The sequence below is a fragment of the Rhodococcus sp. IEGM 1307 genome (assembly GCF_030056915.1).
Lineage (GTDB): Bacteria > Actinomycetota > Actinomycetes > Mycobacteriales > Mycobacteriaceae > Rhodococcus_F > Rhodococcus_F opacus_D.
Window position 1 is genome coordinate 25,264 of sequence record NZ_JASHKW010000001.1, and the last position, 13,071, is coordinate 38,334.

12 protein-coding genes are annotated in these 13,071 nt (G+C 67.3%); 5 read left to right on the plus strand and 7 right to left on the minus strand.

Translation table 11 applies throughout. The features are described 5' to 3' along the window. Positions 1-58: 58 nt before the first annotated feature. The 7 genes from QM841_RS00135 to QM841_RS00165 all read right to left on the minus strand — a co-directional run bounded on the left by QM841_RS00135 (position 59) and on the right by QM841_RS00165 (position 6,148). Complete coding sequence (locus tag QM841_RS00135) at positions 59-631, minus strand: hemerythrin domain-containing protein (RefSeq protein WP_283330487.1); 573 nt, start codon at positions 629-631, stop codon at positions 59-61. Positions 632-752: 121 nt separating this feature from the next. Further along, positions 753-1,517 (minus strand): HpcH/HpaI aldolase family protein, encoded by a 765-nt coding sequence (locus tag QM841_RS00140; protein WP_283330488.1) that lies wholly within the window; start codon positions 1,515-1,517, stop codon positions 753-755. 13 nt (positions 1,518-1,530) lie between these two features. Further along, positions 1,531-2,487, minus strand: a complete 957-nt coding sequence (locus tag QM841_RS00145) for an aldo/keto reductase (protein WP_283330489.1) — start codon at positions 2,485-2,487, stop codon at positions 1,531-1,533. Next, a complete protein-coding gene (locus QM841_RS00150) occupies positions 2,487-3,344 on the minus strand; it encodes an ATP-binding cassette domain-containing protein (RefSeq protein ID WP_283330490.1) in 858 nt (285 codons plus the stop codon). Before QM841_RS00150 ends, QM841_RS00145 begins: the two co-directional genes overlap by 1 nt. Continuing rightward, positions 3,341-4,156, minus strand: a complete 816-nt coding sequence (locus tag QM841_RS00155) for an ABC transporter ATP-binding protein (protein ID WP_283330491.1) — start codon at positions 4,154-4,156, stop codon at positions 3,341-3,343. Before QM841_RS00155 ends, QM841_RS00150 begins: the two co-directional genes overlap by 4 nt. 1 nt (position 4,157) lies before the next feature. Then, positions 4,158-5,105, minus strand: a complete 948-nt coding sequence (locus tag QM841_RS00160) for an ABC transporter permease (RefSeq protein WP_283330492.1) — start codon at positions 5,103-5,105, stop codon at positions 4,158-4,160. Next, positions 5,102-6,148, minus strand: a complete 1,047-nt coding sequence (locus QM841_RS00165; protein WP_283330493.1) for an ABC transporter permease — start codon at positions 6,146-6,148, stop codon at positions 5,102-5,104. The genes QM841_RS00160 and QM841_RS00165 overlap by 4 nt, the downstream gene beginning before the upstream one ends. Positions 6,149-6,437: 289 nt before the next feature. Between QM841_RS00165 and QM841_RS00170 the strand changes: the two genes are divergently transcribed. The 5 genes from QM841_RS00170 to QM841_RS00190 all read left to right on the plus strand — a co-directional run bounded on the left by QM841_RS00170 (position 6,438) and on the right by QM841_RS00190 (position 13,070). After that, positions 6,438-8,012, plus strand: coding sequence for an ABC transporter substrate-binding protein (locus QM841_RS00170; protein ID WP_283330494.1), 1,575 nt, complete (start codon positions 6,438-6,440; stop codon positions 8,010-8,012). A gap of 58 nt (positions 8,013-8,070) precedes the next feature. Further along, positions 8,071-9,300: a sialidase family protein gene (locus QM841_RS00175; protein WP_283330495.1), complete on the plus strand. Its 1,230-nt coding sequence runs from the start codon at positions 8,071-8,073 to the stop codon at positions 9,298-9,300. Further along, positions 9,297-9,986, plus strand: coding sequence for an SDR family NAD(P)-dependent oxidoreductase (locus QM841_RS00180; RefSeq protein ID WP_283330496.1), 690 nt, complete (start codon positions 9,297-9,299; stop codon positions 9,984-9,986). The genes QM841_RS00175 and QM841_RS00180 overlap by 4 nt, the downstream gene beginning before the upstream one ends. A 76-nt stretch (positions 9,987-10,062) precedes the next feature. After that, positions 10,063-12,291, plus strand: a complete 2,229-nt coding sequence (pdxA, locus tag QM841_RS00185) for a 4-hydroxythreonine-4-phosphate dehydrogenase PdxA (protein WP_283330497.1) — start codon at positions 10,063-10,065, stop codon at positions 12,289-12,291. Positions 12,292-12,302: 11 nt separating this feature from the next. Further along, positions 12,303-13,070, plus strand: a complete 768-nt coding sequence (locus QM841_RS00190; RefSeq protein ID WP_283330498.1) for a DeoR/GlpR family DNA-binding transcription regulator — start codon at positions 12,303-12,305, stop codon at positions 13,068-13,070. The last annotated feature ends 1 nt before the right edge of the window (position 13,071 follow it).

A 13,071-nucleotide genomic window follows, 5' to 3' on the forward strand; every position in this document is an offset into this window, starting at 1 on the left:
CGGACCCGCCGAACTATAGAACACAGACCGCGCGGTCTGTGATGTGGGGAGTGCGTCGTTACCGGCCCTTCAAGCTTCCGATCCGAAGCGACCCCGCGCTGCTGTCCTCGTCGAGTTCCTCCTCGACCTCCCGGACGTACTCCTGCGGATCTTTGTCCGAGGTGTCCACATCTTTCGTGGAACGGTGAACGAGGAAGTATTCGGCGAAGCGTCGCCCGAGCGACTCGCGAAGTTCTGCCGGGGCGGTCCGGAAATCTGCCAGCCCCTCGCGTTCCTCCTCGGCCATGTGCTCGTCGTTGGCCCGGCGCGTTCGGCCGACTTCCGCCCACCACTCCTCGGAGAGGATGGGGTATCCCGCCGCGGCTCGGACACCGTCGCGGATGTCGTTGTGGTCCCCGATCGCGTCGAGGGTTTCTTCCTCGGCGTCCTTCTCGCCGATGCGGAGAAGCTGGGGATAGAAGATTTCCTCTTCGGCTGCAGCGTGCAGATCCAAGCGTTTCGCCAACGGGGTCCACACCGCCTCGACGGCAGTGATGTCCACCCGGCGTCGAGCCTTCAGTTCGTCCAGTGCGGCGAACTGTCGTCGGAACCACTCGTGGTCGTCGAAAATCAACTCGATGATGTCAGGCATGATTCGATCCTTCGTTGCATCTCTTCCTCGGGCAAGGAATCCAGAATCAGGCGGCTTCGCCGCCCGTGCGCCTTTTTGGTAGCGCGAACAACCAAAAAGGCGCACGGGCGCGGAGCGCCTGTCATTCCCCGGTCGCGGCTTTGAGGTGCGCGGCAGAGGCGGCTTTGAGATGGGTGAGGTCGGAAGCGACCGTCGCGAACGTGTATCCCTCCGCGAGTCGCCGAGCCGCTACCGCACCGTCGGGGGTGTGGATGCCCGCCGCGATGCCTGCTGCCGCGGCAGCCTCACGGACGCGGGCCACGGCCGCCTCGAACTCGTCGTCGACGGTCGGATCGTTCGGGTGCGCACCACCCACGGCGAGGCGAAGGTCGGACGGCCCGACGTAGACCCCGTCGAGTCCGGGGACGGCGCAGATCTCTTCCACGTTCGCCAGACCCTGCGGCGTCTCGATCATCACGACGACGACTGTGTCGCGGTTGGCGTCCGCCGGGGTCGGGCCGATCCGCAGTTGTGAGCGCATCGGCCCGTACGAGCGAACGCCGGCAGGGGGGTACGTGGCGGCAGCAACGGCTCGGGCAGCTTCCTCTGCCGTGTTCACCAGTGGAACGATCACTCCCGCCGCGCCGGCGTCGAGTGCCCGGCCGATCGGCGTCGGATCGTTCGACTCGACCCGGATCATGCCGACGGTGGAACCGGATGCGTCGATGGCGGTGAGCCCCGCGACCATGCCGGAGTATCCGATCAGGCCGTGCTGGAGGTCGAGGGCGATGTAGTCCCAGCCGACGTGGGCGAGCCATTCCGTCGACACCGGGCTGTCGATCACGGACCAATAGCCGACGATCCGTTCCCGGCCGCGGAGTCGGGCGGCGAATTCCTGGGCGCTCATGAGGGCGTTTCTCCTAGCGGTTGTAGTTGGGCATGGGTCCGCGCAGGGCGCTGCCCACTTCGTCGCACGCGTCAATCAGTTCGTCGTCGAGTGTGCCCTTCGCGACAGCGGCGATATTCGACTGCAGGTGCGCGACCTTGGATCCGCCGAGAAGGATCGGGCCCGCCGCCGGCTTGGACACGAGCCAGCGCAGAGCCAGTTCGGTGAGCGGGATCCCGGCCTTGTCGGCGATCACGGACAACTGCGTGATCGCATCGAAGATCGCGGTGTTCCAGTACCGCTCCTTGTACATCTGCGCCAATCGTGAATCACCGAAGCGTCCATCGGCAGGCTGGGCGTCGAATGAGTGACGCCCGGTGAGGAGACCGCCGCCGAGTGGGTTGTAGACCATTGTGACCAGTCCGGTGACCGCGGCGAATTCGACGTACTCCTCCTCGATCCGGCGGGCCAGCAGGTTGTACAACTGCTGGGCCACGATCGGGCGGGGTGCGCCGACGGCGTCGGCGGTGTGGTTCAGTTCGGCGATCTGCCAGGCCGCGAAGTTGGAGACACCGAGGGCGCGGATCTTGCCCTCCGACACGAGATCGGCGACGGTGGAGAGAGTGTCGGCGAGGGGTGTGGCCCGGTCGGGCTGATGGAGATAGAACAGGTCGACGTAGTCGGTGTCCAGTCTCTTCAGGCTCGCCTCGACGCTCGCCCGGAGGCCCGCGGGAGACAGCGGAGAGTTGTCGCCCGCGTCGGGGTGCGGCATTCCCGCTTTGGTGGCGAGGGTTATCCGGTCGCGACGCGTGCCCAGCAGTCGGGCGAGGATGCGTTCGGACTCTCCGCCGGCGTAGCCGTTGGCGGTGTCGACATGGGTGATGCCGGCGTCGAGCGCGGCGTCGACCATTGCGGCGGCACCGTCGAAGTCGACGGTGTCGCCGAAGGTCATCGTGCCGAGAACGAGTGAGGTCAGGTCGAGTTCGGGCATCAAGCTACTCCTCGGGATACGGTTCGGGGAACCTCGGTTGCGCCGGGTGGGCGCGAGACGATGTGACGGGGTTTGATCCCGACCATGGTGGTCGGATCCAGTGCGGCGGCGCGGAGGGCCTGGGTGTACGGCTCGGCGGGTCGTTCGAGAACGTCGGTGGTGGAACCGCTTTCGACCACCTGTCCGCGGGACATGACGATCACGGTGTCGCTGATCTCGCGGACGACGCCGAGGTTGTGGGAGATGAAGACGTAGGTCAGACCGGTGTCGTGCTGGATCTCGCGGAGGAGGTCGAGCACCTGAGCCTGCACCGACACGTCGAGCGCGCTGGTGGCCTCGTCGCACACGAGGAGTTCCGGTCCGCTCGCCAGAGCCCGGGCGATACCGATGCGTTGCCGCTGACCGCCGGAGAACTCGGCGGGCCGACGGTGGAGCGCCGTGGTGGGCAGGCCGACCTGATCGATCAGCGCCGCGGCCCTGCGGGCCCGCTCGGACCTGCTCCGGACGCCCTGGAGGCGGAGCGGTTCGCCGACGATGTCGATGGCGGTCAGGTGCGGGTCGAGCGATCCGTACGGGTCCTGGAAGACCATCTGCACGCGAGACCGGAAGGGGCGCAGCGCCTTCTCCGACAGTTGTGCGATATCGACATCGTCCACGAGGATGCGGCCGGACGTGGGGGTGAGTAGCCGGACGATCGCCTTCGCGATGGTCGACTTTCCGCACCCCGACTCACCGACGACGGCGAGCGTCGCACCCTTGTCCACGGAGAAGCTGACGGTGTCGACCGCGCGGAACACACCGTCGGGGACCGGGTATTCGACGACGAGATCTTCGACGGACAGTAGCGGTGCACTCATGTCGATGCTCCTACGGTCGTGGTGTAGTCGCCGAGCCGCGGCACGGCGTCGAGCAGCTTCTTGGTGTAGGCGCTGCGAGGATGGAGAACGAGGTCTTCGGCTCCGCCGTTCTCGACGAACCGGCCGTCCTTCATGACGTAGATGCGGTCGGACATCAAGCGGGCGACGCCGAGATCGTGTGTGATGACGAGCATTCCGACGCCGGTGCGCTCTTGCAGTTCGAGCAGCAGGTCGAGGATGCTCGCTTGCACGGTCACGTCGAGGGCGCTGGTGGGTTCGTCGGCGACGATCAGTTCGGGACCCGACGCGAGCGAGCAGGCGATCAGCACGCGCTGCAGCATTCCGCCGGACAGCTGGTGCGGGTACTTCCCGAGTTGTCCCGCCGGATTCTGGATCCGCACCTGTTCGAGGAGTTCCACGGCCCGCGCGGTTTCCTTCGACTTTCCGGTGATGCCGCTGTGGCGCACCGCCTCCCGAAGCTGGGACCCGATGGTGTGCACTGGGCTCAGCGCCGTCATCGGATCCTGCGGGATCAGGGCGATGTGCCGTCCCCGGACCTTTGCGAGCGCCTTCTTCTGTCCGAGGATGTCGCAGTCCTTGAACCGCACCGCACCCGAGAGGACGGCGAGGTCGTCGGGCAGCAGACCGAGGATGCCCATCGCGGTGGTCGATTTACCCGACCCCGACTCACCGATGATGGTCACGGTTTCGCCGGCGTCGATGCAGAAGGACACGCCGTCGACTGCGCGGATGACGCCCCGGGCGGTGATGAGTTCGATCTGCAGTTCGTCGACTCTGAGGAGATTCCCCATGTCAGGCCTCTTCCTTCCGCAGCGAGATCCGGTGCAGGAGCCCGCGGCGCTTCTCCGGCGACCTCTCCGGGCGGTCGCGAAGCCCGTCGCCGAGCAGGTTCACGCCGATCACGAGCAGCACGATGACGAGGCCGGGGAGGGTCACGAGCCACCACGAGGTGGTGATGTAGTCCTGGCCGTCGGAGATGATCCGGCCCCAGGTGGCGAAGGGACGTTGCGGTCCCGCGCCGAGGTAACTCAGTGCGCTCTCGAGGAGCACGGCCTGCGCGAGCAGCAGCAGGACGACGAGGGACGCCTGCTTGATGATGTTGGGGATCACATGGCGCAACAGGATGGCGGTGCGTCCGAGTCCGAGTACCCGGGAGGCCGCCACATACGGCTTCTCGCGTTCGACGAGCACGAGTGAGCGGGTCAACCGGGCGATCTCCGGCCACTGGGCGATCGCGATGACGAACGTGATGACCGGGATCGACGGGCCGAACAGGGCGACGACGAGCAGCAGCATCATGAGGAGCGGCAGCGACAGCTGGGCCTCGATCAGCCTGCTCACGACGGTGTCCGTCCAGCCGCCGAGGTATCCGGCCAGTGCGCCGAGACACAGGCCGATCAGGCCGGACACGACGACCGCGAGAATTCCGATCGTCAACGACACTTGTCCGCCGTAGAGGACGCGGGAGAGGAGGTCGCGGCCGAGCTGGTCGGTCCCGAAGAGGTGCCCGTCCGTCAGCGGTGGCAGGCGTCGCTGGGCGAGGTCGGTCGCGTCCGGAGAGGGTAGGGGAAGCACTTGCGCCAGTGCGACGGGCGCGATGACGGCGAGCGCGCAGATGGTGCCCACCCAGATCTTCACACGGCTGTCGCGGGCGCGGCGGGTGGCACCGGCCCGTGCGATGTCCCGGGTGGTGACGGCGCTCGGCCGCTCCTGCGCCGGGGGATCGATGACGGTGGTCATTTACTCGTTCCCTTTCCGAGTCGGACGCGCGGGTCGAGAAGCGGATAGCAGAGATCGACGAGAAGCTGGACGAGGACGGCGAGCACCGCGGTCACCAGTACGGTGGCCTGGATGAGGGGGTAGTCCCTCGTCTCGAGTGCACGCACGACCAGCGATCCCACGCCGGGCCACGCGAAGACGACCTCGACCACGACGACGCCGTTGAGCATGGACGCGAACCGGGTACCGAGAGCGGTCAGCACCGGGATCGCGGAATTCCGCAGGGCGTACCGCCAGATGAGTTCCCGCTCCGGGACTCCCCGCGAGCGGGCCACGGTCATGTACGGCGAGGTGAACGCGCCGACCATCTCGCGGCGGACCATGCGGGAGATCAGGGCGATCTGCAGGACGGCCACGGTCACGGTGGGCAGCACCAGGCTGGACCAGGTCGTGAATCCGGCTGCGGGAAAAATCGGGATCAGGACCGCGAACAGAGTGATGAGCATCAATCCGGTCCAGAAGTCGGGCATGGACTGACCGGCGATCGTGACGACGTTGGCCCCGAGTTCGCGCCTCGTGTCGGCGCGGCGGGCCATCCACACGCCCAGCGGGATGGCCACCAGCGTCGTGAGCACGATCGCCGCGACGGACAGGGTGATCGTGTACGGCAGCCGGGCGAGGACGACGTCGAAGGCGGGCGCCTGGAACGAGTACGAGGTGCCGAGATCGAGGTGGATCAGGCCGCGGAGATACAGCAGGTACTGGGTGAACACGGACTGGTCGAGGCCCATGTCCGCCCTGATCCTGGCCAGATCCTCGGTGCTGGCCAGCGGTCCGGCCATCGAGTAGGCGGGGTCGCCGGGCGCCATCCGGATGAGGACGAACACGGTGGTCAGTGTCAGGAAGACGGCCAGCGCGCTCTGTGCGAGGCGTTTTGCGACGTAGCGGGGCATGGCCGCGGTCAGCACTTTCGGGACACGGGAGGTCGGGGTCCGGCGGGGAGCCGGTGATGCCGAGCCGGTGGGCTGGGCTGCAAATGCCGTGTCGGCGGCGTGCTGCGTCATGAGGTCACCGGCCGTTCGGTGTCTGCGTGAGGGGTCATCGTCGACCTTTCGATAACGCCGGCGATGGAGGTGTCGACACCGCGGCGTGTCGGGTACAGCAGCTTCGTTTGTAACTCAGCTCACAATCGCACTAATGCGCGTTGTGCGCAAGTCTTTGCCAACATCTTGCGCATCTCAAGCAACTCTGAGTAGAGTTCGGTTGTGCCGGCGATCACATCGCCTGGTGGGCAACCACCTCGCGCCGTGCCTGATCGCTGCGCCCCATACCCATAGTCCCGAGAGGTCGATGATGACCAATTCTCTATTCGAACAGCGCTTTTCGAGGAGAACGCTGCTCAGGTCGGGTCTCCTGCTCGGAGCCGGCCTCACACTCGGATCCGCAGCGGGATGCGCGACGCCGACCGGAACGCCCGGACCGAAGACCGTGAGTCTGGCCCTCAACCGCTCGCTCGTGAGCCTCGACAACAAGCTGAACCAGTTCGATGCCGCGCTGACGGTGCAGCGGGGAGTGCGGCAGGCCCTTACCGAGATCGACCGGGACCTGCGACCCCAGCTGGTGCTGGCCGACCGATTCGAACTCGTCGCACCCACCCAGTGGTTCGTGCACCTGCGTCCCGGCGTCCGCTATTCGGACGGCACCCCGGTGCAGGTGCAGGACGTCGCGACAGCCCTGCAGATGTACAGCCAGGTCGACGGCTCGTTCGTTGGCGGATTCTTCCCCGAGTGGCCCACGGTCGAGCAGATCGACGACACCAGCTTCACCCTGAACACCCAGCGACCCGTCCCGGTCCTCGATTACCTCATGTCGAACATCCTCATCACCCCGGCGGCCGCGAACGTGCCGGAGGAACTGCAGTCCGGTGTGGGGACCGGACCATACGTCGTGACGGAGAGCGACCGCGGCACCGGAAATTACACCCTGGTGCGCAGCGAGAATTACTGGGGGACACCCGCGCTGATCGAATCGGTGCGCGTCCGCTTCGTTCCGGACGAGTCGAACCGCGTCGTGACGTTGCGGAGTGGGGAGGTCGACGTGATCGACTCCATCACCCCGGACGCGGCCGACCAGCTCGCCGGGCTGTCGGGTGTCTCGATCGATCGGATCGACGGCGTCCGACTGAATCAGCTCTTCTTCAACTTCCGAAAGCCGCAGGGGCACCCGCTGGCCGACGCGCGGGTGCGCAGGGCTCTGACGTATGCGATCGACGGGCGGGCCCTCGTCGACCAGGTCCTGCAGGGCTCCGCCACCCAGTCACGCGGGGTTATTCCCCTCACCCTCGACGGTGCGGTCGAGACCGGCGAGTACAGCTACGACCCGGCCCGTGCCCTTGGCGAACTCGACGCCCTCGGTGTCCGCGATCTCGAGCTGAAGATCATCTGGGAGACAGGCGAGTTCGCGGCCGACACCGACATCATGGAGTCGGTGCTGCAGATGCTGTCCGCGGTCGGCGTGCGAACCACCCTCCAGCAGTTCGAACCCGGCGGCGACATCTCGCAGTGGCGGCAGGGCAAGGTCGGTGACTGGGACGTGCTGGGCAACGGTTTCCCGAGCCCGACCGGTCTGGCCCTGACCATCATGCAGGGCATGTACGCCGGCACGGCGGAGAAGGAAGCGACCCGGGACACCTATCACGGGTACATCTTTCCCGAGATCACCCGGACCATCACCCAGGCCTCGGAGGAGGCAGACGCCGTCCGGCGTGCCGAACTCCTCGCGGACGCGCAACGCCGGATCTGGGACACGTGCCCGTGCCTGTGGGCGTTCGTTCCGAAGGCGGTTCTCGCGCGCCGCTCACGCATCGACGGTGTCGCGTTGCGCCCCACGAACTCCTACGACCTCGGTGTTGCGGCGCTGCGTGCCTAGACGTGACGTGACCGCCACCGACAACTCGCCCGCCCCCGTTCACGCACTGGAGACGCAGATGACCACACCGAGTTCCGCAACCGATACCCGACTCCCCGACGGCGCCGTACGTGACATCGCCGAGGCGGGTCGGCGCGACGCCCTGCTTCCCGCACCGCAGGTGCAGAACCACGCGGCGAATCTCACCGTTCTGCCGGACGGATCGCTCGGGTGCGTGTGGTTCGCGGGCACCCAGGAGGGCGTTCCGGACATCAGTGTCTGGTTCTCCCGGCTCGCCCCGGATGCGGACGCATGGTCCGAGCCGGTGCAGCTGTCCGACGATCCGACGAGGTCGGAACAGAATCCCGTTCTCTACGTGACGAATACGGGAACCGTGTGGTTGCTGTGGACGTCCCAGCACGCCGGCAATCAGGACACGGCGCGCGTCATGCGACGCGTGTCCGCGGACGGCGGCCGAACGTGGGGCGAGGCGCATACACTGCTGCCGGAGACCGACGCCGGTGGTGTGTTCGTACGACAGCCCGTGGTCGCACTCCCGACCGGGCGGCTTCTGCTTCCCGTGTTCCACTGCGTCCGTATCGAGGGCCGCAAGTGGGTCGGCGATCGCGACTACAGCAGCGTGATGATCTCCGACGATCACGGCGAGTCCTGGCGCGAGGTGGTCGTGCCGGGCAGCGTCGGCTGCGTGCACATGAACATCGGCCGCCTCGCCGACGGCACCCTCGTGGCCCTCTACCGCAGCCGCTGGGCTGACTCGATCTACCGCAGCGTCTCGACGGACGACGGCGATACCTGGACCGAGCCGGAAGCCACCGAGCTCCCCAACAACAACTCGTCCATACAGTTCGTCGTGCTCCCGGACGACCGTCTCGCCCTGGTATTCAACGAATCCAGTGCAGCGAACGCCACCGCGCGGCGGACGTCCCTGTACGACGAGATCGACGACGACGGCCTCGCCGACGGAGTGCCCGAACAGGCAGCCGCGGAGCCGGAGCCGCTCGACGACGGCGACAGCCGCAGCGCGTTCTGGGGTGCACCTCGCGCCCCGATGACGCTGGCGATGTCCGAGGACGGTGGCCGAACCTGGCCGACCCGCCGCGACATCGAGATCGGCGACGGGTACTGCCTGTCCAACAATTCTCGCGACGGACTGAACCGCGAATACTCGTACCCCAGCATCGCCGCCGGACACGACGGCGTCCTGCACGTGGCGTTCACCCGATTCCGGCAGGCGATCGAGTACGTCGAGCTCGATCAGGGCTGGCTGGCCGACGGGAGCCGGTCGTGACGGACGGCGACTCGAAGAGGGCCGTCGTGACCGGGGCCAGCTCCGGCATCGGCGCTGCCACCGCCCGGCACCTTCTGCGCGACGGGTGGTCGGTCACGGGATTCAGCCGACGCGACCCCGGCATCGACGACGACCGATTCTCCTGGACGGCCGTCGACCTGGGCGACCTCGACGCACTGTCGGAGCAGGCGGCCGCCGTCGGCTCGGTGGATGCCGTCGTGCACGCCGCCGGCCTGCAATCCTCCGCGCCTCTCGGGAAGCTGCAGGTCAACGACGGCCTGAAGATGTGGCGGATTCATGTCGCAGCCGCCGAGGTTCTCGTCAACGCACTTGCTCCGTCGATGCGCGATGGCGGCCGGGTGGTCCTGGTCGGCAGTCGCACGATGTCGGGAGCGGCGGGCAAGAGTCAGTACGTCGCCACCAAGTCGGCGCTCGTGGGGATGTCGCGGTCCTGGGCCGCGGAGTTGGTGGACCGGGCGATCACGGTCAACGTGGTCGCCCCGGGCCCGACGGACACCCCGATGCTGAACGATCCGGCACGCACGTCTACGCCTCCGCGAGTTCCACCGCTGGGGCGATTCATCACCCCGGACGAGGTGGCCGGGCTGATCGGATTCCTGCTGGGCCCGCACGGCGGGAGCATCACGGGTCAGGCGATCGTGCAATGCGCGGGAGCCTCGCTGTGAACAGTCTGCGCGAAATGCGCATTACTGTTAGCATAAAATGCACGAAACGCGCATTAACTCGGGCAGAGGCGGCATCATGAGACCGAAATCGATCGGATCCCATCCGACCGTCGCGGTCTTCGCCGACGACCTGTCCGGCGCGGCCGAGGTGGCGAGTGCGTTCCTCGGGCGGAGTGCACCCGTGTCGCTGCTTCTCGGTGCCGCCGAAACGTACGAACCGGGTGCAGTCGTCATCGCGGATCTCGACACCCGATCGATGAGCCCGGACGACGCGGCCCGCACGGTGCGACACGCGATCGCTCGAGTTCCGTCCGACGCACTGGTGGTGAAGAAGATCGATTCACTTCTCCGCGGAAACATCGGGCCCGAGGTGGGAATCCTCGCTGAAACCGGCCAGGTGGTTGTGGCCGCAGGCCTGCCGGCGCTTCACCGGAGCGTCCGCCACGGCGTGGTCCACGTCGGAGCGACGCCGCTCCATCGGGCCGGGGTGTGGTCGGCGGAATTCACGCCGCCGCCGGAGTCGATCGCCGAACTGTTTCCGGACAGCCTCACGCAGTGCGTGAACCGCGGTCCCGGTGTCGAAGAGGCGCTCACCCGCGCGGCGTCAGTCGGTGCCATCGCGGTCTGCGACGTCGAGACCGACGAGGATCTCGACTCGATCGTCCGCGCCTGCCGGGCAATCAGCGGAGTGCGACTGGTCGGGACTTCCGCTCTCGCGGCGGCGGTGGCGCGGACGCTGCCACTCGGGCACGTCCCGACGACTGGGGCCGGGCAGGCGGAATCCGTCCTGATAGTCGTCGGGACTGCAGAACCCGTTGCCGTACAACAGGTTGCGTCGCTGGTCGCCGATGGCGTCCGGCACGTTCCGGTCGAGGCGACAGAACTTCTCCGCGGCGAGGTGGACACGACACGACTCCGGCTCGCTCTCGACGACGGCCACGCTGTCGTCACTGTCACCGGAGACGTGGACCCGTCGAACGCCCGCACGTTGTCGGCAGCACTCGGCCGGTTGGCCGGAGCCGTGCAGCGTGACCGCAGACCCGACCTCGTGCTCACAGGCGGTGAGACGGCGCGTGCCGTCGTCGACGCATTGGAGATCACGTCACTCCGGCCGGTCCATGAAGTGCACCACGGCGCGGTCGTCTCCCTGGCATCCGATGGAAGGCGCGTCGTCACGAGGCCCGGAAGCTTCGGCGACGAGACCAGTCTCTCCGCGATCGCGGCCTACCTGCGCGGCGATCAGCCGCCCACCCATACCCCCACACAGCGAGGACCTCACATGACAGCGTCAACTGATACCGCGAACCTTCCCGTCGTTGCCGTCACCATGGGCGACGGCGCCGGAATCGGCCCTGAGGTGATCGTCCCCGCCTTGCTGGACGAGGCCACCCTGTCCCGGTGCACGCCGATCGTCATCGGCGACGCGAAGCGGCTCCGTCTGGCGGCGGGTGTACTCGGCATCGACGTCGACATCGTGACTGTCGAGTCGGTCGCGGACGCGCAGTCGGTACCCGGGCGCGTCAACGTCATCGATCTCGACCTCCTCCCCGACGATCTGGCGTGGGGCGAACTGTCTCCGGTCGCCGGTCACGCGGCATACGAGTACATCCGGGTCGCCAGCGAGCTCGCGGTGCGGGGGGAGGTGCAGGCCATCTGCACGGCCCCGCTCAACAAGGAGGCGCTGCACGCCGCCGGACACATCTTCCCGGGGCACACGGAACTTCTCGCGCACCTCACCGGCACCGAGGAGGTGTCCATGATGCTGTCGACGCCCAAGCTGAAGGTGATCCACGTGACCACCCACATCGGCCTGCTCGACGCCGTCGCGAAGATCGAACCCGGGCTCGTCGAGCGAACGATCCGGCGTGGGCACGAGGCGCTGGTGCGCTCCGGAATCCCGGAGCCCAAGATCGGGGTGTGTGGCATCAACCCGCACGCCGGCGAGCACGGGTTGTTCGGCTACGGAGAAGAAGAGCAGAAGATCATTCCGGCGGTCGAGGTGCTGAAGGCGGACGGCATCGACGTGCACGGTCCCTTGCCTGCGGATACCGCATTCTTCCTCGCGGGACGCGGCGATTACGACCTCATCGTGGCGATGTATCACGACCAGGGGCACGGGCCGGTGAAGGTCCTCGGCATCGAGGCAGGGGTCAACATCACGGTGGGACTGCCCGTCATCCGGACCTCCGTCGACCACGGCACCGCCTTCGACATCGCGGGCAAGGGTATTGCGGAGGCCGGTAGTATGGTCGAAGCTCTTCGTCAGGCTGCCGAATTGGCAACCAGCACAGCGGTTGTGAAGTAGGGGGACGAGACATGGCGGTTCGCGAGTCGGAAGCACGCCGATCCGAGATCGTGCGACTGGCCCGGTCGAGCGGGTTGGCCAGTGTCGACGACCTGTCGGCGCAGTTCGGTGTCACCGCCTCCACTATCCGGCGGGACCTGAGCCAACTGACGTCCCAGGGTCTGATCGCCCGGACCTACGGTGGCGCGATCGCGCTCGACCCCCATCAGGAATCGTCACTCCGTCAGCGCGCTCTCGAGGGTTTCGACGCGAAGCGCGCGATCGCGGAATGGGCCGCGAGCCAGGTCCGGCCGGGCGAGACCATCCTGCTCGACGCCGGCACCACCGTGGGTGCGATGGGGGAATTTCTCCGTGAGATCGACGGCATCACCGTCATCGCGGCCGGTCTGACCGCCCTCGAATCGCTGGCCGACGCGGACTCCGTGCGGGTCGAGTGCATCGGCGGCACACTCCGCCACCTCAGTCAGGGGTTCGTCGGACCGTTGGCCGAGGCCACGCTCCAACGCGTCACGTTCGATCGCGCGTTTCTCGGCGCGGACGCCGTCACCGCGGATCTGGGGATCTGTGAGGCAGAGCTGGAGCAGACGCGCCTCAAGGAGATCATGATTGCCCGCGCCGACCAGGTGTACGTGCTCGCGCACGCCGCGAAGCTCGGGCAACGCCCGTTCCACGCGTGGGCGCCGATCCCTCCGGGAACCACGATCGTCACCGACGACTCGGCCGACACCGGGGAGACGGCGTCTTTCGAAGCCGCGGGGATGCGGGTGGTGCGCGTCTGAC

Excerpts from the sequence above, each read along its gene's own strand:
- QM841_RS00190 (WP_283330498.1), top strand. The coding sequence starts at position 12,303 with ATGGCGGTTCGCGAGTCGGAAGCACGCCGATCCGAGATCGTGCGACTG.
- QM841_RS00175 (WP_283330495.1), top strand. The coding sequence starts at position 8,071 with ATGACCACACCGAGTTCCGCAACCGATACCCGACTCCCCGACGGCGCC.
- pdxA (WP_283330497.1), top strand. The coding sequence starts at position 10,063 with ATGAGACCGAAATCGATCGGATCCCATCCGACCGTCGCGGTCTTCGCC.
- QM841_RS00170 (WP_283330494.1), top strand. The coding sequence starts at position 6,438 with ATGACCAATTCTCTATTCGAACAGCGCTTTTCGAGGAGAACGCTGCTC.
- QM841_RS00135 (WP_283330487.1), bottom strand. The coding sequence starts at position 631 with ATGCCTGACATCATCGAGTTGATTTTCGACGACCACGAGTGGTTCCGA.
- QM841_RS00140 (WP_283330488.1), bottom strand. The coding sequence starts at position 1,517 with ATGAGCGCCCAGGAATTCGCCGCCCGACTCCGCGGCCGGGAACGGATC.
- QM841_RS00165 (WP_283330493.1), bottom strand. The coding sequence starts at position 6,148 with ATGACGCAGCACGCCGCCGACACGGCATTTGCAGCCCAGCCCACCGGC.
- QM841_RS00150 (WP_283330490.1), bottom strand. The coding sequence starts at position 3,344 with ATGAGTGCACCGCTACTGTCCGTCGAAGATCTCGTCGTCGAATACCCG.
- QM841_RS00145 (WP_283330489.1), bottom strand. The coding sequence starts at position 2,487 with ATGCCCGAACTCGACCTGACCTCACTCGTTCTCGGCACGATGACCTTC.
- QM841_RS00160 (WP_283330492.1), bottom strand. The coding sequence starts at position 5,105 with ATGACCACCGTCATCGATCCCCCGGCGCAGGAGCGGCCGAGCGCCGTC.
- QM841_RS00155 (WP_283330491.1), bottom strand. The coding sequence starts at position 4,156 with ATGGGGAATCTCCTCAGAGTCGACGAACTGCAGATCGAACTCATCACC.